Origin of the sequence: Enterobacter sp. JJBC, assembly GCF_036936505.1 — a bacterium.
In the GTDB taxonomy this organism is placed as follows: Bacteria; Pseudomonadota; Gammaproteobacteria; order Enterobacterales; family Enterobacteriaceae; genus Enterobacter; species Enterobacter hormaechei_C.
This window is the reverse complement of record NZ_CP136935.1, coordinates 2,584,880-2,607,811: the sequence shown is the minus strand read 5'-3', so window position 1 is coordinate 2,607,811 and position 22,932 is coordinate 2,584,880. Positions and strand designations below refer to the sequence as shown.

At 53.3% G+C, this 22,932-nt stretch carries 15 protein-coding genes and 1 pseudogene; all 16 read left to right on the top strand.

Going from position 1 to position 22,932, the window contains the following annotated elements; translation table 11 throughout:
- Positions 1-7: 7 nt before the first annotated feature.
- The 16 genes and pseudogenes from tssK to tssA all read left to right on the top strand — a co-directional run bounded on the left by tssK (position 8) and on the right by tssA (position 22,922).
- Entirely contained in the window at positions 8-1,351 is a 1,344-nt protein-coding gene (gene tssK / locus RY075_RS12625) for a type VI secretion system baseplate subunit TssK (protein WP_338627763.1), read from the top strand.
- A complete protein-coding gene (tssL, locus tag RY075_RS12620) occupies positions 1,348-2,022 on the top strand; it encodes a type VI secretion system protein TssL, short form (RefSeq protein WP_045895871.1) in 675 nt (224 codons plus the stop codon). Before tssK ends, tssL begins: the two co-directional genes overlap by 4 nt.
- Entirely contained in the window at positions 2,022-3,692 is a 1,671-nt protein-coding gene (locus RY075_RS12615) for an OmpA family protein (RefSeq protein WP_190269413.1), read from the top strand. The genes tssL and RY075_RS12615 overlap by 1 nt, the downstream gene beginning before the upstream one ends.
- Before the next feature lie 5 nt (positions 3,693-3,697).
- Entirely contained in the window at positions 3,698-4,189 is a 492-nt protein-coding gene (gene hcp, locus RY075_RS12610; protein WP_032611100.1) for a type VI secretion system effector Hcp, read from the top strand.
- A 173-nt stretch (positions 4,190-4,362) separates the two neighbouring features.
- On the top strand, positions 4,363-7,011 hold the full coding sequence (gene tssH, locus RY075_RS12605) for a type VI secretion system ATPase TssH (RefSeq protein WP_325773824.1): 2,649 nt from the start codon (positions 4,363-4,365) through the stop codon (positions 7,009-7,011).
- Positions 7,008-9,410, top strand: a complete 2,403-nt coding sequence (vgrG, locus tag RY075_RS12600) for a type VI secretion system Vgr family protein (protein ID WP_236316198.1) — start codon at positions 7,008-7,010, stop codon at positions 9,408-9,410. The genes tssH and vgrG overlap by 4 nt, the downstream gene beginning before the upstream one ends.
- Positions 9,411-9,419: 9 nt before the next feature.
- The gene (locus tag RY075_RS12595; protein ID WP_338627762.1) at positions 9,420-12,185 is read left to right on the top strand and encodes a glycoside hydrolase family protein; all 2,766 of its coding nucleotides are present in this window, start codon (positions 9,420-9,422) and stop codon (positions 12,183-12,185) included.
- A gap of 325 nt (positions 12,186-12,510) precedes the next feature.
- On the top strand, positions 12,511-13,041 hold the full coding sequence (locus tag RY075_RS12590; RefSeq protein ID WP_338627761.1) for a hypothetical protein: 531 nt from the start codon (positions 12,511-12,513) through the stop codon (positions 13,039-13,041).
- Positions 13,042-13,131: 90 nt separating this feature from the next.
- The gene (locus RY075_RS12585; RefSeq protein WP_257394126.1) at positions 13,132-13,266 is read left to right on the top strand and encodes a hypothetical protein; all 135 of its coding nucleotides are present in this window, start codon (positions 13,132-13,134) and stop codon (positions 13,264-13,266) included.
- Between the two features lie 119 nt (positions 13,267-13,385).
- Positions 13,386-14,180 carry a hypothetical protein gene (locus RY075_RS12580; protein WP_223307881.1) on the top strand — a complete coding sequence of 265 codons (795 nt, stop codon included), beginning with the start codon at positions 13,386-13,388 and terminating at the stop codon, positions 14,178-14,180.
- A gap of 27 nt (positions 14,181-14,207) precedes the next feature.
- A complete protein-coding gene (locus tag RY075_RS12575) occupies positions 14,208-15,455 on the top strand; it encodes a CHAP domain-containing protein (RefSeq protein WP_155023694.1) in 1,248 nt (415 codons plus the stop codon).
- Positions 15,456-15,464: 9 nt separating this feature from the next.
- The gene (locus tag RY075_RS12570; protein WP_126297468.1) at positions 15,465-15,824 is read left to right on the top strand and encodes a hypothetical protein; all 360 of its coding nucleotides are present in this window, start codon (positions 15,465-15,467) and stop codon (positions 15,822-15,824) included.
- A gap of 627 nt (positions 15,825-16,451) precedes the next feature.
- On the top strand, positions 16,452-16,715 hold the full coding sequence (locus tag RY075_RS12565; RefSeq protein WP_071887075.1) for a PAAR domain-containing protein: 264 nt from the start codon (positions 16,452-16,454) through the stop codon (positions 16,713-16,715).
- 2 nt (positions 16,716-16,717) lie between these two features.
- Positions 16,718-17,931: pseudogene (locus tag RY075_RS12560) on the top strand (hypothetical protein).
- Entirely contained in the window at positions 17,924-21,295 is a 3,372-nt protein-coding gene (locus RY075_RS12555; RefSeq protein ID WP_126297467.1) for an ImcF-related family protein, read from the top strand. The pseudogene RY075_RS12560 and the gene RY075_RS12555 overlap by 8 nt, the downstream one beginning before the upstream one ends.
- A 19-nt stretch (positions 21,296-21,314) precedes the next feature.
- Entirely contained in the window at positions 21,315-22,922 is a 1,608-nt protein-coding gene (tssA, locus tag RY075_RS12550; RefSeq protein WP_045895801.1) for a type VI secretion system protein TssA, read from the top strand.
- Positions 22,923-22,932 lie beyond the last annotated feature (10 nt).

Below are 22,932 nucleotides of genomic sequence, written 5' to 3'. Positions count from 1 at the left end.
AGCAGGGATGAAAATTTATCGTCCGCTGTGGAACGAGGAGGCGTTGCTGTCCCCTCAACAATTCCAGCAACAGTCCGACTGGGAAACTTTTCGCAGCACAGGCGTTGCGGCACTTGCCTCGCCGTTTGCATGGGGCGTTGAGCGAGTTGAAATTGATGAAAGACTGCTGGAAACAGGTCTGATACAGATTTCACAGCTGCGGCTCTGGCTGCCCGATGGCACGCTGGTGGATACGGTAGTCAGCGACCTGCCGCCGGAACCGCGTGAACTGGATTTATCACCTCATTCAGACGCGGTTACGGTGGTGATTGCCCTGCCGTTGATGCAGTCCGGGTTAAATAACGTGCTCCAGGAAGCGGCAGTGGCTGATCGGCCGCTCCGCTATCGTGAGGAGTGGGTCAATGTTCAGGATGCGTTTGGCAGCGAAGAGGAGTCCGTCGCTGTTGCCCGCTTTAATCTGGCGATCCGTTTTGAGCATGAGGATAACGCGTCGTGGCAGTGCTGTCCGGTTGCACGGCTGATCCGGGACGGACAGGGGAGCTGGCGTCATGATCCGGCATTCATTCCGCCTATGGCCCTGTTTTCTGCCAGCCCGGCGATGCGGGAAAGGCTGGTGTTACTGAACCGCCAGCTTCGCTCCCGCCGCCAACGGTTGATGGCTATGCGTCGGGAAAGTAATGAGCGACTGGCGGATTTTGCTGTGGCGGATGTTTCTCTTTTTTGGCTTCTCAATGCGCTTAACTCTCATGCCAGGGTACTGGTCGAGTTTGAACGTTTTCCGGCTCGCCATCCGGAACAGGTGTGGGCAGAGCTTGCGCGGCTTGCGGGCAGTATGCTGACGTTTTCTCTGGACAGCGATCTGGACGCAATCCCTGGCTATGACCACGCCCGGCCTGAAATGACGTTTCCACCGCTGTTTGAACTGATCGCCGGTTTACTGGAAGCCAGCCTGCCGTCCCGTGTGATAGCGCTGGAGATGTCCCGACCTGACGCCCAGACCTGGAAAGCCTCGCTGCACGACATTCGGCTGCGTGAAGAAGCCGATCTCTGGCTCTCTGTCCGGTCTGACGTTCCGGCCTGGCAAGTGGCGGAGAAATTCCCGGCATTATGCAAGGCGGGTTCCCCGGATGATGTGAATGCGATTTCCACCGTTGCGCTGCAGGGGATCCCACTCATTGCCGTGAATCGCGTGCCTGCTGCGTTACCGGTGCGAATGGAGAACCAGTACTTCGCGCTGGACATGGAAAGTGCTGCGGCACGGGACATGCTGGAGCAGGGGATCTGTATGTTCTATGTGCCTGCTTTGCTGGGACAGCTTGAACTTGAACTGTTTGCGGTACTGCGATCATGAGAAAAGAAACCGATATCGATGCTCTGATGGCGGAGACCTGGCTCACCGTCACCCTGCTTAAGCAGGGGGCAACAACGCCTGACGGGAATGTGCTGTACGACACCTGCTGCAAACATGTGGAAAGCGTGCGCGAGGCGCTGGATCGAGCAGGATATGATGAAGCCAGTGTCGATCATATCTCTTATGCGCAATGTGCGCTGCTTGACGAAGTGGTCATGAGCAGAAAACTGCCTGACGGGGCAGATGCTGATGCGGGCCAGGTAGCCTGGCGAAAAGCGCCGCTACAGGCGCGCTATTTTGGGTCGCTGCATGCAGGTGAAGCCCTGTGGGATCGTATTGCGGAAGTATTGCGCCAGCCAGCGCCAAACATGGCCGTTCTGACCTGCTATCACCGGGTGCTCGCGCTGGGATTCCAGGGGTTGTACAGCATGGGCTCTGTCAGCCAGACCCAGCGTGAAGAGGCAATGAAAGCGCTTGCTGAGCGGGTTCCGCCTCTTGATGCCGGCCTTTCTCTGGTGGTTCGCAGGACCGGAAAACACCGTTACAGCCTGCTGCGCTCTGTCTGGTTCTGGATCGCGGCGGCGGCGGTAATCACCGGTGCCGTATGGTGGGGCGGTCATCTCTGGCTCCAGGCTCTGCTGTCCGCGCAGTTACCGGAGTTGCCCCATTAATGCGTAAATCGGTCATGGTTTCTCTGATATTCCACGTACTGGCGGGTGCCGCGGCGCTTTTATGGCTTCTGTGGGGCTTCATTCCGGCAGGCACGCTGTTTAAAGGCGTGATGACGCTGTGCATTGTTGCGCTGGCCGTCTGGCAGATCCGGCGAAAAAGCCGTTTCAGCCAGGCTCAGGGCAATGGCGGGACTAGTTTTGATCTGCCCGTACTTGCTGATGCGGGTCCGGTTGTTCTTGTTTGCGGAGACAGGCTGGATGCCCTGTTCGGGGAGCATACTCTGCGTAAAACAGCGCATGGCTGGTGGCTGCGGGTGAATGACGTCAGCAGGCTCAGTGATTTCGTGCGCGATATTCAGGAGCGGCAGCCGCGCCAGGCCGGACAGATCGCCGTTATGTATGCCTCCCATCCCGACGGGTACCAGGATGAAGCGGTGTTGCGCGCGACCCTGAAAGCGTTGCGCCAGCAGATGAAACAGCTGAGCCTGATCGCCGGATTCACTCCGCCGGTGATCCTGAGCGCTGAGTTTTCCGGCCCTGAAACCCCGTGGGTTATTGTCCATGGCGACAAACCGGTTGTTTACCCTGTTGATGAGACGCCACAGGCTACGGACGACTGGCAACAGGCAAATCGTCTGGCGCTGATGCCTGTACTGCGGGAAGGCTTTGCTTTTATGCGCACCCTTCTTATGGATGAACTGGCGAAAGAAGATCGGTTATTTCCGCCGGTCCACCCGTTTGCGGTGGCTCTGAAAAGCGGCGGCGCTTCAGCCAGCAATACGTCTTTATGGGCACTCTGGCTTTGTCGCCTGACACACCTGCTTCTGCCGCAGACAGACGAAATGGCGGAGGCATCCGGTCGTTTTCCTGATGCGGTACTACCGTTGCTCACGCCTTACTGCGCACCTGTTCAGGGCGGGAAGCGCACCCGCCGTCTCATTGTGTGGGTCCTGGCCTGCGTTCTTGCTGCCCTTGGTTTTTCTGCCATGAATAACGCGGCGCTGATCCGCCAGGTGGGAATGAATCTACAGCGCTGGTATGCCATCCCCATGAACCATTATGAGCCGAAGGCGCAGTCACTTGCCGCACTGAAACAGGACGCCCTTCTGCTGGAGCGCTGGCAGCGGCAGGGGGAACCGCTCAGGTATGCGCTGGGCTATTACCCCGGTCAGCGTCTGTGGCTGGCGTTACAGAAGGCGATTGACACGTATGTGCCGCCACCAGCTCCCGCCATGGAACCGGTACCGAAAATCATCCGCCTCGACAGCATGTCACTGTTCGATACCGGAAAGTGGGCGCTTAAACCCGCCTCAACAAAGCTGCTGGTGAACTCACTGGTGGGGATCAAGGCGAAGCCCGGCTGGCTGATTGTGGTGGCGGGCCATACCGACAGCACCGGGGATGACCAGTCCAACCAGGTGCTGTCGCTTAAGCGCGCGGAGTCGGTGCGCGACTGGATGCGGGATACCGGCGACGTGCCGGAAAGCTGTTTTGCGGTGCAGGGCTATGGTGAAAGCCGTCCTGTCGCCACCAACGACACGGCTGAAGGCCGGGCGCTGAACCGCCGTGTCGAAATCAGTCTGGTGCCGCAGGCGAATGCCTGTCAGGCACCGGGCACGACCCATGCGTCATCGCAGGATGATGGCGCTGATAACAATGTAACGGAGTAATTAACATGGCAATTCCAGTCTATCTGTGGCTGAAGGACGACGGCGGCGCGGACATCAAAGGGTCCGTGGACGTGAAAGATCGTGAAGGCAGTATCGAAGTGGTGGCCCAGGAGCACAACCTGTACATCCCGACCGATAACAATACCGGCAAGCTGACCGGCACCCGTATCCACACCCCGTTCCTGTTCACCAAGGAAATAGACTCCTCCAGCCCGTACCTGTACAAGGCGGTGACGACCGGCCAGACCCTGAAATCGGCCGAGTTCAAATGGTACAGAATCAATGACGCAGGCCAGGAAGTGGAGTACTTCAACACCAAGCTTGAGAACGTGAAGCTGGTGAAAGTGAATCCGAAGATGCATGACATCAAGGATCCTGCTTTCGAGAAGCACAACCACCTCGAGCAGATTGAACTGCGCTACGAAAAAATCACCTGGACCTACAAGGACGGCAACATCATTCATTCCGATTCCTGGAACGAACGTACCACAGCGTAAGAGCCCCGAGCAGACGGTCAGCCGTCTGCTTTTTTTGCTGAGCGCCTGCACTGACGGGTGGTCAGCAAAGAAAAACACAATCTGCCTGCCCGACCTGATGCGCTTTGGGTTCCTGAATAACAGGGAACAGCGACGGGCGGTAGCGTGTCCGGAACTGATAAAGAGAGAGTCTCATGGAAAATCCAGCCATCCTGTTACGCCGTCTTAACCCTTACTGTGCCCGCGCGATGGAAGGGGCCGCTTCCCTGTGCCAGACCCGCGCCCATGCGGAAATCCTGCCTGAGCACTGGCTGCTGAAACTGCTGGAGCAGGGTGAGGGCGACCTGACGGTGCTGGCGCGGCGCTACGAATGGGATATGGATACGATATGGCAGGATATGCTGGGTTTTCTGGACAGCCTGCCACGGTCGGTGCGCAGCCGTCCGCAGCTTTCGGATGGCGTGCAGTCACTGATGCAGGACGCCTGGCTGCACGCCTCGCTGGCGGGGGAAGAGCATATCCGCAGCATTCACCTCCTGATGGCTCTGGTGGAAAAACCGAAACTGCTGCGCTGCGACAGCCTGTGGCCGCTGCTGACGCTGGCGCAGAGCCAGCTTGAGCGCCTGCGTGGACTTCTGGATACACAGTCGGATGAACGCCCGGAGGTGCAGCAGGAAGCGGAGCTTACGCAGGGGGATGAGGTGGAGTTTGTCGGCCGTCCGGTGAACGCGGATATAAAAGGAGAGCTGAACCCGGCGTTGCAGAATGCGCTGGACAGGTTCACCCTAGACGTCACCGCCCGCGCCCGTGAGGGCAGAATCGACCCGGTCTATGGCCGCGACAATGAAATCCGCCAGATGGTGGACATTCTTTCCCGGCGCCGCAAGAACAACCCGATTCTGGTCGGCGAACCGGGAGTCGGCAAGACCGCGCTCGTGGAAGGACTGGCGCTGCGCATTCATGAGGGCAATGTGCCGGACGCGCTGAAGCCGGTCTCGGTACGCACCCTTGACCTCGGCCTGTTACAGGCCGGGGCGGGTGTGAAGGGGGAATTCGAGCAGCGCCTGAAAAACATCATCGACGCGGTGCAGCAGTCACCCCTGCCGGTTCTGCTCTTCATTGACGAGGCGCACACCATTATCGGCGCGGGCAACCAGGCGGGCGGCGCCGATGCGGCCAACCTGCTGAAACCGGCACTGGCCCGCGGTGAACTGCGTACCATTGCCGCGACAACCTGGAGCGAGTACAAACAGTACTTTGAGCGCGACGCCGCGCTGGAGCGTCGTTTCCAGATGGTTAAAGTTGATGAACCGGACGACGACACCGCCTGCCTGATGCTGCGCGGACTCAAGTCACGCTACGCGGAGCACCACGGCGTGCATATTACCGATGAAGCGGTTAAAGCCGCCGTTACGCTCTCCAGACGCTATCTGACCGGACGCCAGCTTCCGGACAAGGCGGTGGATTTGCTGGATACCGCCTCTGCCCGTGTCCGTATGAGCCTCGACACTATTCCGGAGCCGCTGACCCGCATGAAGGCGCAGCTCACGGCCCTGGCTATGGAGAAACAGGCGCTGCTGGAGGATATCGCGGTGGGTAATACCGCCCACGGCGAACGTCTGGCCGCCATCGGAGAGGAAGAAGTCGCCATCATTTTGCAGCTCGACGAACGGGAAACCCGGTACGGTCAGGAGCTGAAAATCACGGAAGAACTGCTTGCCTGCCGCACGGATATCTCCCGTCAGGGGGAGATTGCTGACCTTCAGATGCAGCTTACTGCCGTGCAGCAGAATACCCCGCTGCTGGGGCTGGATGTGGACGCGCGTACGGTTGCCACCGTTATCGCCGACTGGACCGGCGTACCGCTCTCCTCATTAATGAAGGACGAACAGACCGAACTGCTGAGTCTGGAGCAAAACCTCGGCGTACGGGTGGTCGGCCAGGACAGTGCACTGAATGCCATTGCGCAGCGCCTGCGCGCCAGCAAAACCGGTCTGGCGCCGGAGAACGGCCCGCAGGGCGTGTTCCTGCTTGTGGGGCCGAGCGGCACCGGCAAGACCGAAACCGCGCTGGCGCTGGCGGACGAACTGTTCGGCGGCGAGAAGTCCCTTATCACCATCAACCTTTCGGAATACCAGGAGCCACACACCGTCTCGCAGCTTAAGGGCTCACCGCCGGGCTACGTGGGTTACGGCCAGGGCGGCATTCTGACCGAGGCCGCCCGTAAGCGCCCGTACAGCGTGGTGCTGCTGGATGAAGTGGAAAAGGCGCACCGGGATGTGATGAACCTGTTCTACCAGGTGTTTGACCGGGGCTTCATGCGCGACGGCGAGGGGCGGGAAATTGACTTCCGCAACACGGTGATTCTGATGACCTCCAACCTCGGCAGCGACCTCATCATGCAGATGCTGGAGGAACAGCCGGAGGCGACAGAGCCGGACCTGCATGAACTGCTGCGTCCTGTCCTGCGGGACCACTTCCAGCCCGCGCTGCTGGCGCGCTTCCAGACGGTGATTTACCGTCCGCTGGCGCAGGCAGCGATGCGCACCATCGTGGAAATGAAGCTGGCGCAGGTCAGTAAACGCCTCAACCGTCACTACGGTATGAAGACCGATATCCACGAAAGCCTGTACGACGCGCTGACCGCCGCCTGCCTGCTGCCGGACACCGGGGCGCGCAATGTTGACAGTCTGCTGAACCAGCAGATCCTGCCGGTGCTGAGCCAGCAGCTGCTGATGCATATGGCAGCGGGGCAGAAGCCGCAGCATCTTACGCTGGGCTGGAATGAGGAGGAGGGGATTGTGCTGGCATTTGATGGCGAGAATAGAGGAATACAGCCATGAGTGATTCACTGTTAAACGATGCGACTGGTCTGGTCAGGCAGTTGCTCGGTCAGTCACGTTATCGGCTGGATGTGCATGGCTGCACTGAATTTCTTGATGTACTGAAATTCAGTTCGGTGGAGACTCTGAGCCAACCCTGGCGATTTGATATCTCCGTGACCTCTTCCTCGCCGGATATTGCCGGTGACGCTGTGCTGTTAAAACCCGCATCTTTTACGTTTCAGACCCCGGTGTTTGACGGGACGCCGGCTATGCCGGTACGTACCGTTTATGGCATGGTGGAATCGTTTAAACGTGTATCCACCTCAAAAGAAGATACCGTATATACCCTGGCGCTGGTGCCACGTATCGCCCTGTTAGCGAAAACGAAAAGGTGTGAGATTTTTCTCAATCATTCCGTTACTGACGTCGTGGAAAAAGTACTCCGCAGGCACGGTCTGGAAGGGGCGGACTTTGAGTTTCGTCTGTCCCGTGAATACCCAGCCCGAGAGCTGATTACTCAGTGGCGGGAAACCGATCTTGAATTTATTCAGCGACTGCTGGCCGAAGTGGGAATTTTCTGGCGGTTCGAAATGGACAGCCGTCTTGAACAGGATGTCATTATTTTCCAGGATAGCCCGGAGCAGTATCAGTTTGGCGTGACCCTGCCGCTGCGAAACCCGTCCGGCATGAGCGACAGCGGGCAGGAAAGTGTCTGGGATATCCATACCGCGTACCATGTTGTCAGCGGCGGGGTGACTACCCGGGATTACAACTACCGGGATGCGCTGACGCCACAGGACAGTACGGTCAGCGTCAGCGGGCGGAAAGGGATCACCACAGGTGAGATCTATCATTATGCAGAGCCGTTTCTGACAGCAGGCGATACGGAAAGTCCTGAAACCGGTGCGTTCTTTGCTCGTCTGCGCCATGAACGCATCCTGAACGAACAGTATACCGTCAGTGGGCACAGCTCCTGCCCGCATCTGACACCGGGCCAGGTGCTGGAAACGGATGCAGGTCTGCCGGAGGTGTTGAAGGACGGGATAGTTATCACTACTGTGGAAGCCAGCGGCTCGCGTCAGGACAGTTTCCGGGTGAAGTTCGCGGGGATCCCATACAGTGAAACGGTCTGTTACCGCCCGAAATCGCTCAACCGCCCGGTGATCTCCGGTTCGCTGCCGGCAAGGGTGGAAAGCATGCAAAAAGGCGACACTTACGCCTGGCTTGATTCACAGGGACGCTACCGGGTCAGGCTTGACTTTGACCGCAACAGCACTGAACAGGGATATGCGTATCTATGGCTGCGGCTGGCAAAACCGTATGCCGGTGATACCTACGGCTGGCATGCGCCGTTGCTTGACGGCACGGAAGTGTCGGTGATGTTTGACAGCGGGGACCCCGATCGTCCGTATATTGCATATGCCCTGCATGACTCCGGACATCCGGATCATGTCACTCGTGATAACCATACGCGCAACGTGCTGCGCACGCCTGCAAATAACAAGCTGCGGCTTGAAGACAAACGCGGTGAGGAGCATATCAAACTCGCCACGGAGTACGGCAAAACCCAGCTCAATATGGGCCATCTGGTTGATACGCAGCGCTCACAGCGCGGTAGCGGTTTTGAACTGCGCACGGATGAATATGGCGCGGTCCGTGCGGCGAAAGGACTTTATCTGTCCGCGCATGAACAGCCGAAGGCGCACGGGCCGGTACTGGAGATGAGTCCGGCGGTGAATCAGATTAACAAGGCTAACAGCCAGATGCAGGCGCTGAATGGCGCGGCTGAAGCAGCCGGTGCGCTGGTGTCGGATATCAGCACGCAGGTTAACCTGGTCTCGGAACGGTTAAGAGAACTTCAGTCGGCGGTGCTGCTGGCCAGCGCCCCGCAGGGAGTGGCTGTTACCTCCGGTGAACATCTTCAACTGACCAGTACGAAGAACACCATGATAAACGCAGGTGAACACCTTGATATCGGTGCAATGAAAAACCTGTCGGTTTCGGTGGAGAAGGCGCTGGGGTTGTTTGTGCATAAGGAAGGAGCAAAGCTGGTTGCAAACCAGGGGGATGTGGAAATACAGGCTCAGCACAACACCCTGGCGTTGTTTGCTGAAAAGCAACTGACCGTGACGAGCAGCGAAGATGAAATCATCATCAGCACCCCGAAAACGCTGACGCTGAATGGCGGCGGGTCATACCTGAAGCTGAACCAGAATGGGATAGAGCATGGCTCCGAAGGGATGATGATAATGAAAGTGGCGACCTATCTGGTTCCTGGTACAGGGGCGTCACTGAAGAATGTCGCGCAGGTATTCGAAAGAACCAGCCTCAGCCAGATCCCGGTTTCCCCGGCAGAGCAACAGCAGGATGGACCTTCAGTAATACCTGCGCAGCGGCGCGGACGTTTCTCACGCTAAGGAGTGCCTGTGAAAATCTGTTACCCCATCAGAAACACCAGCGGCCAGGAGTTCCGCTCGCCGGATGAAGTCATGCGTCTTGTTGACGGGGAGGCGCACGGAACGTGGCTGCTGGGCACGAACGGACTGTGGCATGGTGGTATCCACATCAGTGATGTCTCCAGTCCCTTCTCGGCGCTTAACCCGGATGCCCTTAATACCGGCGAGCCCGAGCCCATCCGGTTCATGGCAGACGGTACTGTCGTTGCGTACCGGTTGAATAAGGAGCACCTGACAGCCCCGTACTGCGGACAGCAGCTGCGTTACAGCAGCAGTTTTGTGCTGGTGAAGTCACTGTGCCGGCCCGATCCGCAAAAGGAAAAAAGCTGGCTGGAGTTTTACAGCCTGTATATGCATCTGGCTCCGGTGTCAGACTATCCTGCCTCTCCCTGCTACAAAGTGAGGGACGGGCACAGCGGCATACTGTTACGTCAGTATAAAAACGGGCAGAACGGGCTGCCGGAGGGGGCGCCGGATAACGGCGAAGCCGGGACATATCCTGCCCCGGCGAAAGCGAACAAAAGCCTGAAGGCAGGCGATCGTTTTGTGTCTTCCCGTACGGGGCGTTTTTATGTCACGAGGAACGGACAGACCACCCTGACGACCTTTGGCCTGGTCCGTTTACTGAAAGACAATGTTCCGGGAAAAGAACAGTACTGGGTGACGCTGGATCCGGCGCTGATGGAGCCGGCCGGAGAAATACAGGGACTGATGCCGGCGTGGATGCAGAGAGCAAAACAGAAAGGGGCTTTTGACTCTGTGGAACTGACGGGCGAAACGGAAGAATGGCAGGTCAGCGCGGGCGCGCCTGTCGGGTTTATGGGATGTACGGAATCCCCGGCAGAGGGGAATAAACCTGTGGACAAGGAATGGTTTGTCCATCTGGAAGTGCTGAGTACCGATACCCGTATGCCCGGGTTTTTAGCCAACCCGGAAGGTGTGACGGGGGATAAAAAGTCAGTTCTGGTGTCAAAGGGAAAAAACCTGTTTATCCGGCAGGATGCGGCGGGACAGCCGGCATTTACCCCGACCTCCGCCAGGCTGGGCGCGCAGTGCCTGCTCACGCGGGACGCGGCAACACCGGTTGCGGATGGCTCCCGGAACTGGTGGTACAAAGTCACCGGGAGTGGCTGGTTACCGCAAAGCGATGTTGAAGATGTGAATCAGTATGATCTACTGAAGCTCGGGTTTCAGGCGCTGGAGGAAGAGAGCGGCGGTGATGTGATGGACAGCCCGTATGAGGGCTGGGTACCCCAGGCGTTTAATGCGGTAAGCCGGTCAGCGGAGCAGGGGGCTGATTATCAGTACAGCCAGGTGCCGCCGTTTTATCGCGGACTGATGGCAGAGATGGACAGCAACCATGACGGGAAACTGACGGCAGAGGAAATCAGGCAGGCGCTGGCGGTACGTGATCCGCTGGTGAAAAATGTGGTGAACCGTCTGGTGGTGAAACATCACAGCGAATGGAGTAAAGGCCGTTCGACGGGGCGCTGGGAAGGGTTTTATCAGGATCTGGATCCACTGGCAGTAAAGTACTGCGAGAAATGGCAGGCAGATCTGGAGTGGATGAGCAGGGTGCCGCCGTTTGATAAGGATGAGGCGGTGTGGCATTTTCATCCGGTGGTGTTCTTGGATGCGATCGGTCAAAAGAGAAACAAAGAAATTATTTTCCCCTTTAAAGTAAAACCTAAAAATGATATCGAAGGGGTGTGGAAACGATATTATTGGGCTGCATCTTTGACTGATAGTAATGCATCGCAGGCTATATTTGGGCGTAATAGATCTCGAGGGAATAGAAAGCATGCTGCTCGCGATTTATATTCTGAACCACTAACTGAAATTGTTGCAGTGAGCAATGGAATTGTTAGGAGTATTTCTCACTATTACTTTGGGACTTGGCAAATCACTATCGAGCATACTACTAATGATGGGCGGCATTTTTATATTAGATATGGTGAAGTTGATCCTCAAAGCATTGTTTTCGGGAACGGAGAGAAGGTCCAGCAGGGGACTGTTATTGCAAAAACAGGGTTGATGATTGATCCATCAACACGGCGACATCCTAACATCATTCCTGGTCAGGTTGTCTATATGCTTCATTTTGAGTATTACCCCGGTAATGAAACTCTGCCGCCTCCAAATAATACACCCACTCCACCATTTCAACGACGTAATGATTTACAAGATCCTATTGATATATTGAGAGAAGGTTATAACAACACATTTTGCAACGAAAATAATGATACTGAAAGTAGGAGTGCTATCAGTGAACTGACCGTTTCTGATATGGGTAAGGCATTTATCAAGGAATGGGAAAGTTTTAGGTCGACAGCTTACAATGATTCAGAAGGTTTTTGTTCTATTGGTTACGGACATTTAATTGCAAGAGCTAGGTGTGAAGATATATCTCTTCCAGAAGAATTCAGAAATGGAATAACTAATTCTAAGGCTGATGAATTATTTGAATCTAGACTCTCGAATTATATTAAAGAATTAAAGGCATCTGTCAGTACAGATTTATATCAATATGAATTCGATGCTTTGATTAGTTTGCTGTTTAATATGGGACGAATGAGTAAAGCACCACAATTGACTTTAAAACTCAACCAGGCAAATTATGAAGGTGCGGCGAATGAGTTTTTGGATATTACAAATGGTGGGGTATCCGGGCTTGTTACTCGACGTCAAAAGGAACGTAATTTATTTTTAACTGGAGCGTATGATTTCTCTCGTTAATTTTAATCTGGAGTTGTGTCATGAGTAAAATTTATTTTTCAATTATTTTGATGTTTTTTTGTTTTTTTCCAAAGATAGCCATTTCTGATAATGGGGTAGATCATAAACTGTGGGTGTATGAAAAAGTTTCTGGTGTTGATGTTTTTGGTAAGCATGATTTAAATACGATTAACAATTTGAATGAAATATACAGTAAAGTAAAATTTACATTTAGTGGTAAAACGCTAACAATAAAAAATGATTCCTTGAAGATAACAATGTGTGTTCGATTGATTATGTTAAAATTAAAAAAACACCCATATCATATTATTTGTCTGAAAAAACAATGGCACTATATGAACGGCTTTTTAAGTATGAAGGTGTGTCTCTACCTAAATATATTTATCTTCTGACAGCTCTTTTACCAGGGGATGAATGCCCACCTCCTTATAGTGAGATTCTCGAAGTTAATGATTATCTTATTCTTTTGGATCAAAACTATGCTTTATTCTTTAAAGAGGCGGAAACAAAGAATAATAATCAAAAAAAAGATAGCTGGGCAACTTATTGTAAGGAGAGGCGTCCCAGCCGAGAATATGATGGTGTAAGTAAATATACGTGTTTTTTTCCTGATTTGAAATTAAGGGATGCTTATGAGGAATTCAGAAGGATTCAATATGATAATACGCTATTCAAAAAGCAACTACCCAGTACAAATAAAGTCGATAAATTCAATGATGCAAAGGTTAGTTATGCATGGCAGGAGAGTAATTCGTTAAAAATATCAGTGGTCAGAGATAATGAGAGTGTGACTTTTTCTTTTAATGAAAATTCAATGGGAACCAGCCTTGAAGTCACAGAAGAAACTCAATATTAAATTTGAATAAATATGGTTTTCCTGATCAAGGAACATTGTGCAGATATTGAATTGGCAGGCAGGAGGACAAATGCAATTAACGGGTCACTGATGGATAAAGGACTCGGTCTGGTAGAAAAGCTGATCGGCCAGTCATATTATCGCGTTGACGTGTATGAATGTACCGAATTTCTGAATGTGTTGTGTCACAGAGCGGTGGAATCCCTCTCAGCCATGGCGATATAATGTGACAGTCATCTGTTCTTCTTCGGATATTGTCCGCGACACGTTACTGCTGAAACCGACGTCATTTACCTGTAGGGTTTATGGGGTGTACGAAAACCCCGGGTGCGGGGAATAAACTTGTGGACAAAGAATGGTTTATCCATCTGGAAGTGCTGAGTACCGATACCCGTATGCCCGGGTTTTTAGCCAACCTGGAAGGTGTGAGGGGCGAAAAAAGGTCAGTTCTGGTCCCAAAGGGAAAAAACCTGTTTATCCGGCAGGATGCTGCGGGACAACCGGTATTTACGCCGACCTCCGCCAGGCTGGGCGCGCAGTGCCTGCTCACGCGGGACGCGGCAACACCGGTTGCGGATGGCTCCCGGAACTGGTGGTACAAAGTCACCGGGAGTGGCTGGTTACCGCAAAGCGATGTTGAAGATGTGAATCAGTATGATCTACTGAAGCTCGGGTTTCAGGCGCTGGAGGAAGAGAGCGGCGGTGATGTGATGGACAGTCCGTATGAGGGCTGGGTGTCCCAGGCGTTTGATGCGGTAAGCCGGTCAGCGGAGCAGGGGGCTGATTATCAGTACAGCCAGGTGCCGCCGTTTTATCGCGAACTGATGGCAGAGATGGAGAGCAACCGTGACGGTAAAGTGACGGCAGAGGAAATCAGGCAGGCGCTGGCGGTGCGTGATCCGCTGGTGAAAAATGTGGTGAACCGTCTGGTGGTAAAACATCACAGCGAATGGAGTAAAGGCCGTTCGACGGGGCGCTCGGAAGGGTTTTATCAGGATCTGGATCCACTGGAAGTAAAGCACTGCGAGAAATGGCAGTCAGATCTGGAGTGGATGAGCAGGGTGCCGCCGTTTGATAAGGATGAGTCGGTGTGGCATTTTCATCCGGTGGTGTTTTTATATTCACTAAACACTGAATAGGACTGCGCACAATTAATCTGGGGTGATGTGGTAAACCAGAGATTAGGTGCTGCTAAGGCTTGTGAATTCAGGAAAAAAGTTGTCAAGATATGTTCTGAAATTTGGGGAGAGAAAGATAAAATAAGATATGCTGATGTTTTAATGGGATGTATGTCTGTTGAAACAAATCGAATGTTCACATCTTCTGTTGCAGCTTACAGAAAAGCGCGCCATAAAAATGGTGATATTATATTTATTTCCAGTAAGTCGGGGACTAGACCTAAAATTGAACTTCATGTATTTACTAAAAATGAAATAATTGAAGATAAAAGTATAGTTGAGAAAAATGCAGTGGGGTTGATTCAGTTTACTTCTATAGCAGTGCAACAAATAAATATAACTCACAATTTATCTTTGACTAAAATGCAGCTTGCAGATATGGACGAGGTTGAACAACTAGATTATGTGAAGTTATATTTTACTTCAGATAAAGAAAAGTTTTGGCAAATAAAGAGTCCGGAAGATGTTTATACCTTTATATTCTGTCCTGAAGGTGTAGGGAAACCGAATGATGCAGTTCTGTATTCAAAAATGGACAATGAGAAAGCATATGGCAGAAATGCCAGTTTAGACACTACAGAACATGGAAATAAAGGAAATAATGATGGTTTTATAGAAAAAAGTGAATTGCTTGCAAGGTTGTATGTTTTGATTGGCGAAGGGGAAAGATATAAGAATCAGTGTTCATGTGTGGCTCAGAAAAATAATAACCCAGACTGGATGCCAATTGCATTATCAGAATATAATAAATATAAAGATTTAATTGAGACCGATTCTGTATTAAATGATAAAATTAAGATATATCATGACACAACTAACGCTAAGGGCAAAGATGGTGAAAGCTCATGGTGCTCTTCATTTGTAAACTGGTGCTTTACACAGACTAAGTATGCTCCATTAGCTACGAAGAGTGCTTTGGCGTATTCTTGGGGCCTGGGTTCCTGGCAAAATGGTGAGGTTGTAGATAAGCCCTTCTATGGAGCTATTGCTGTGATGAAATATAGCCACGTTGGATTCGTTTGCGGCATTAACGCTCAGGGTCGACTACTTATACTGGGAGGAAACCAGGGGGGTGGGCGAGAAGGAACTGCAAATTGCATTTCTATCCGAGCCAACTCGATAACAGCTGTTAAGTATTTTATGAAGCCAAAGGGTTATAACGTCAGGCCAGAAGTTTATGATTTAGAAATTATGAATGTTTCTGGACCTGATTCAAGTTATTCTGATACACATTAAGGGTAATGAATGAAAAGAATATCGTTTTTTTTGCTATTCGTGTCTATACCTTCAATTGCTGATGAGTTGATATATTCTAATTATTTTAGGGATTTTACAGAGGCGTTTACGCCCCCGATTATTTCAGTGAATGATTATTCAAAATTATCTTCTTATAAACTTCATCCTGAGCTATTTGTTGATTTCGGGAAATCCCCTCCAGAATCATTTGATAACAACGATTTGCATAATTCAAATGTTATATTTAATGGTGCGGCATCTAAAAAGTTCTTTATCAATTTTGTCAACTCCACTTTTTTGAATGGTGACGTTTTGAATGGAAATAAAAAAACTTTACTGACAAAAATGGGAGTTATTCTTTTCGGGTGAAAATAAAAAATGGGCGGGTTGTTATTTTTGAAAACATGCTCATTTCTGCGCCGGAGAGTATGACTGCTGAGTTTAGTTGTTCATATACGTTTGATACTATAAATAAAGATCCATTAAAGTTAACTGACGTGTTTTGTGCCGGTTAAAGAGGGGGGGGCGATGGTCAACCTGATATCAAGTATTGTATTCTTTATAACGTTTTTATTTAACTACGCTTCAAGTGCCTCAGAACTTACTCGCTCTGATGAGAAATATTTCTTTGAAATGAATGGTGAAACGTTATCTGATGGTTCACAAGTTTATATGCGATATGATGTGGATATGTTTTACGAACAAAAAAAGCACATATCAGGATAACTACATGGCATGCACCCGTCTCATGTGATGGTGATTATAATATGCAAAACAATAATAAAGAATATGTTTTAGTCTATACAGGCGGAGATGATGGATGTGCGTATCCGTCACCTCAATTCCACATTAAGAAAAAAGGAAACCATATGTATATAAAAGGAGAGCCTCTCGTTTATGGACAGGGGGGGGGTTGAGAATGACAGGAAGAAATAAATAATGTTTAGAGAATATTAACAGGTGATATGAAAATTAAATCCCAGCAGAGGAATAAATATGTTGCAAATTATTCGAAAAGGCGACAAAACCACCCACGGTGGTTCCGTAATGACCTGTTCCGAAACCATGATTTTTGGTGGAATTGGCGTGGCACGTAAAGGTGACAGGGTTTCCTGCCCGATACCTGGACATGGTCCGACAACGATTATCGAAGGTAATCCCAACTATTTGGATAATGGTATCCCTGTTGCTTTTCACGGCCACAGGTGCGGTTGCGGCTGCACTTTGATCAGTTCTTTTGTTCCTGCAAAGGTTGGTTGAACATGCCCGTCTGGCTGGACGCCATTCCCGAAAAAGCGCCGAAAGTTATGCGCCCCAATCCCCGGCGCTGGTTGCTGTTTCTGGCACTTATGCTGGTGACTGGTATGGTATCACGTTAACGTTCTGGCAATGGACCTCCGGTAGAAACGGATTCATTTTCTGGTTTACCGCGCTGGGGCTGCCATTTTGTTTATGGGGATTGCTCTTTTCCCTGCGGCGGTTTGCGTACAAAGCGGAACAGGTCGGGGCTGAATCCCGTAATGCTGAGCGGGAAGCGCTGATTCAGCAGGAAATCCGCCGTGGTCAGCGTTGCGGCTGGGTGCTGGGTTATCACATTCAGCACCCTGCAGGAAATAAGCCCGGAGCATTACTGCAGACGGCGAGCCATACTATGCCCATAGTGCAGTTCTCAACGCCGCGAGGCAGTAAAGTCGCTGTCAGATATGCAGCCCTGACAGGATTTCAGGTTGACCTGGAGGCAGAAATCATTGCCACCACCTCAACACTTGCCGCCCGGGTGCAGGATATTACCGCAACACTCCCGACGGATATTCCCTGCTGCCTGATGCTGGACTGTGATGACGATATCAGGCAATGCGTTGAGTCACATCTCAAAAATGAACTTGCTGCCAAAACAGGGAGAAGTTTCAGGCTCCTGTCTGGCAAAGGTCTGTCGGCGTTTGATACCTGGCTGGACCAGCGCTGGGAAAACCCGGGCATTCTTGCCGCTGTGACATTCTCGGTACCAGCGTACCCCAGTCAGGGTGACGCCGATGCCATTACACTGGTGGTGCTCTGCAACCGAAAGGCTGCTGATTATCCTCACGCAGTGTGCCTGCACCGCCCGGAAAAAGGCAAAGAGCCCGCGCTGGTAAAAACGCTGAACCGGGCACTGCTTTGGTCCGACACAGACCCTGAATCACTGAAGGCTGCATGGCATACAGGACCAGCTCTTGCCAGCGGGAGCGGGTGGAACAAAGCTTGTGAAGATAACGGAGTGACATTCAGCCTGTCAGATGACAATCGCAGTATTGATTACGCTATGGGATATACCGGGCGAGCCGCTCCCTGGCTTGTCATTATTCTTGCTTCTGCCGCATGTCACGATAATGGCCCACAGGTCATCGCAGCCCAATCAGCAGCAGACGAAGAAGATGTCTGGGTAGCCGTCGTTAATAAAAAAGACGTTCGTAAGGAAAATCAAGGGAATGGCTAAGGTAAAAGTCAAAACGCTCATTGGCGCAACGGCTGGAGTTCTGTTTTTTTTGACAGCGACCGTCGCATTTCTGTTTTATGCGTTCCCGCAATGGCTGGCATCTGCCACCGGGCTGGGACCGTATGATGGACAGCGCATCCTGACATTTTGCGCATTGTTGAATGCAGCCATATTCCTGTTGGGATGGATGACAGAAAAAGCGTTCAGCTATGCGGGGAAAGCGGGTCTTTATCTTCACTGGGGAAATAGCCAACGGCAGGCCATGGCGCATTCAGCAGAGATCCCGTCTGCTGATGGTGATGGGCAGGTAGCCACTTACAGTGATGAACAGATGTCAGAACATCTGGAGATGCGCTATGGACGTCGCTGGCGGTCTAAGGTCCGGATCCTGCTTGTGCAGGGTAATACTGACGAGACGGAAAAAGCTGCGCCCGGACTTTGTCACGACCTCTGGCAGGAAGGTGACGGTAATGTTCTGGTATATGGCGGCGATGCGCAGTCTCTTCCCGACGAGCACTTCCTGTCCCGGTTAAAACGCCTGCGTCCTGGCAAACCTGTGGATGGCATCATCCACGTAATGGATACCGCAGCGTTGCCAACCGATACAGAGCGCGATGCGTTTTTACGGTGCCGCCAGAAAGCCGATTATCTTCTGGGCTGGCAGGCTCCGGTCTGGCTATGGCTGATCGACAGGACAGCTACTTCCGGCGATCAGGCTGACCCTGTAGCGACCGGCGCGTTATTTGGCCCTGGCGTGACCTCGCAGGATGCGCTCAGCACGCTGGATACGCTGGTTCCGCATTTACGCCAGGTCGGGATGTCAGAGGTGCTGAACAACCCGCATCATAACTGGCTGCTGCAACTCTCGTCCCGCCTGCAGGGGGACCTGAAGGTAGGCCTGCACGCCCTGTTTGACGGGTTGATGCAGGGCTCTGCTGCTTATCGGCTCCGGGGAGCGATGTTCAGCCCTGAACTGGCCGTTGCCGGTTCAGTACCCAATACCCGGCTTGATACGCCCGGCTGGAAAGCCGTTATTGATGACTGCTCTACCATCCGCGCCAGAAAATTAACCTTCGACTGGCTTAAAGGGCTGTGTTTACTTGTGCTTGCCCTGATTGTCCTCTGGGGAGCCGGTACACTGCTGTCGCTTGCCGTCAACCGGGCGCAGATATACCAGGCTCAGAGTACCGCCCGTCTTGCCGCGGATACTGAAAGCCCGCTGACAGAGCGTCTGCGTAACCAGCTTGTGCTCCAGCAGGCGATTGCCCGACTGCAGAACCGGGAAGCAACCGGTGCGCCCTGGTACACCTGCTTTGGACTCAATCAGGACCACGACACGCTCGTGGCCCTGTGGCCGCTGTATGCCCGTAATAATGCGCTGTTGGTACGGGATGCCACAGCTGCGCACCTGAAACAGCAGCTTCAGGCTTTTGTTAATCTCCCTCCGGCCAGTGATGCCCGTACGCAGGGAACACAACGGGCTTACGATGTGCTGAAAAGTTATCTGATGCTGGCCCGACCGGACAAAGCCGAAGCAGGATGGCTGGCGAAGAATATGCTGAAGGCCTGGCCGAAACGGCAGGGTATGTCAGATGGCGCCTGGCAGGAAATGGCACCCAAACTGCTGGGCTTTTACGCTCAGAATCTTCCTTCACATCCGGAATGGAAAATTAAGCCTGATGCCGGACTTGTCACGACCGTGCGCCAGATCCTCCTTAAACAGATTGGCCAGCGTAATGCTGAATCCGGGCTGTACCAGGACATGCTGAAGCGCGTTGCCAGCAACTGGCCTGATTTAACGCTTGCCGATATGACCGGCGACACGGATGCCTCCACCGTCTTCAGTACAGAAGAAGTGGTGCCGGGCATGTTTACCCGCCAGGCCTGGGAAGAACAGGTGCAGGATGCAATTGATGAGGTGGTTAAAACCCGCCGCGATGAAATCGACTGGGTGCTGACGGATAAAACTCACCAGCCCGGAAGCGATATTTCGCCGGAAGCGCTGAAGTCCAGACTGACCGAACGTTACTTTACCGATTTCGGCAATGCCTGGCTGAATATGGTCAACAGCATCCAGTGGCACGAAGCGGCCTCGCTCTCTGACGCGATCGCCCAGCTCAATCTGATCGGTGACGTGCGCCAGTCACCACTGGTGGCGCTGATGAATACCCTGGCATGGCAGGGAAAAACCGGCGAGAAGGGGGAAGCGCTGGCGGATTCGATAGTGGATTCGGCGAAAAAGCTGGTTGGCCGGAAAAAGAACGTGAAGCAGTTTATCGAACAGGCGCAGGGACCGCGCGGTCCGCTGGACGATGTGTTTGGTCCGCTGACGGGATTCATGGAGGGAAAAGAGGGAACCGGACGTAACGGTAACCTGAGTTTTCAGTCCTGGCTTGCCCGTGTTACCCAGGTACGCCTGAAACTCCAGCAGGTCACCAGCGCGCCGGATCCACAGGCAATGTCTCAAATGCTGGCTCAGACCGTGTTCCAGGGCAAGGCTATTGATCTGACCGACACGCGTGACTACAGCAGTCTGGTGGCGGCGAGTCTGGGCCAGGAGTGGAGCGGGTTCGGCCAGTCACTGTTTGTTCAGCCGCTGGATCTGGCCTGGCGGCAGGTGCTGACCCCAGCAGCAGAAAGCCTCAATACCCGCTGGCAGACGACCATTGTCGATCAGTGGAATAAAGCGTTTGCCGGCCGCTATCCGTTTAAAGCTACCGGCAGTGATGCCTCCTTACCGCTGCTGGCTCAGTTCCTGCGCGGCGATTCAGGTCGCATCGCCACGTTCCTGAAAACCAGCCTTGGCGGCATTCTCCACCAGGAGGGGAACCGTTGGGTGGTGGATCCTTCTGCAAGCCAGGGAATGGAAGTGAGCCCGGATTTCCTGCGGGCAATTAACCAGCTGGCCGAACTGTCGGATATCGTTTTTGCCCAGGGCGATGCGGGCGTTCACTTCGAATTAATGGCGCGTCCTTCCCGTGATGTGGCCCGTATGCAACTGACGCTTGATGAGCAGAACCTGGACTTCTTTAACCAGATGGAAAGCTGGCAGAGCTTTACCTGGCCGGGAAACACGTATTACCCGGGTGTCAGCCTTCGCTGGCGCAGCGTGAACAGCGGGATGCAGCTCTACACCAGCAACCAGGGGAACTGGGGATTCATCCGGCTGCTGGATAAGGCATTAATTACACCTCTTGATGCAAGCCGCACACAGCTGGTCTGGATCACCCCCGACGGTAATCCGCTGAAGTTTGTTATGCGCAGTGAGCTGGGTGACGGTCCGCTTGCCCTGCTGAAGCTCCAGGGATTTATGCTGCCTGAAACCATCTTTACGGTTGTGGCCAGCGCTGAAGATGTCGAATAAAGACAAGACAAGGAAAAACATGAGTTCACCGGAAGCCCTGTTATCGGCATGCACCACTAACCACGAAGCGCAGTTGCGCCTTACTGAAAGCGCCTCCGGCACCCTGTCCCTCTGGGAGAACTGGTTAAAACCGATCCGCCCTGGGGAGGAAACGGGTGACGATCCGGCCTGTGACGATGATTTCCAACTGATGCGTGAAGAAATCAACAAACTTTCGGGCACCGATCCGGAGTTGCTCTGCACGCTGGCGGAAAAAATACTGTGTGAATGCGCCAAAGATATCCGTGTTGTTACCTGGTATACCCAGGCCCGGCTGAGCCGTGACGGCGAGAAAGGCCTGGCGGAAGGGATACTGCTGCTGGTCGCGATGTTGTCCCGCTATGGCAGACACTGTCATCCGCTGCGCCCGAATGCCCGGAAAGCCGCGCTGGAGTGGCTCAACAGTACAAAAGTACTTGATACGCTCTCGCGCTGGCCGGAAGTCGAACGGGATGATGCCGGCCTGACGGCCGGAGCGGTCACTCTGCTGAGTAAGGTGGTCTCAGACTGGCCTGAAAATGAAAAACCCGCATTCGCTGGCCTTTGTAGCGCGCTGGAAAACCGTCTGGCGCGTTCTGGCGGGGTGACAGCGCTAATCCCCCAGAACAGCAGCACTCAGGATACCGGGCATGACGCTGTCTTTTCTCCGTCGCCACTGCTGACGGACGTGAAGTCGGGGCGCGATTTGCTGGATCAGGCAAAGGTACTCTCCCGCTGGCTCGGAGAACAACCCCAGGGGTGGCTGGCCTCTCACCGGCTGATGAAAACCGTTCGCTGGGATACCGTCGATCAAATTCCACCGTTGGACAGCAGTGGTCGTACCCGGCTGATTCCGCCTAAACCAGAGTACCGGGCGCAGCTGAAGCGTCTGTACCTGCAAAAAAGCTGGGCTGAGCTGGTGGAGCAGGCCGGCCAGATGTACTGCGAAGGGGTGAATCATTTCTGGCTCGATCTCCAGTGGTACCTCTGGCAGGGACTCAGCCATGCGGGACAGCCCTGGGAGAACCTGGCGGAGTCAGTCTTGCTGGATCTTCGGTTCCTCCTCAGGCGTCTGCCCGGGCTTGAAAGCCTGGCCTGGAATGACGGTACCCCGTTTGCCGATGAGGTGACAACGGGATGGATTGCGGAAAAGGTGAATGAGGAAGGGCTGTCATTCGGTAGCGAGCCGGTCACGACGGCAACCGGATACGGGGACGAGGTGCTGTCACTTGAGGCCGAGGCGATGGAGAAGGGTGACAGTGAGGGGCCCGAAGCGGCTCTGACGTGGCTCCAGACCCGCCCCGGACTGGACTCTCCGCGAAATCGCTGGCTGATACGCCTGCTGATGGCCCGTGTTGCGGAACAATACGGGCGTAACGACATGGCGCTTCATCTGTTGGCCGAGCTGACATCCGGTGCGGCGCAGTTGACGATGGGGGACTGGGAGCCGGGCCTGATGTTCGAAGTTCAGGCCCGCCGTCTGAAACTGTTGCGCATGAAAGCCGGTCGCAGCGAGTCCGATAAAATCCGGCTGATGCCTGAGATGGATGCCCTGCTGGCGGGGCTGATTACCATCGATCCTGCCCGTGCCATGGTGCTGTGTGGCTGAATTTTGTCTG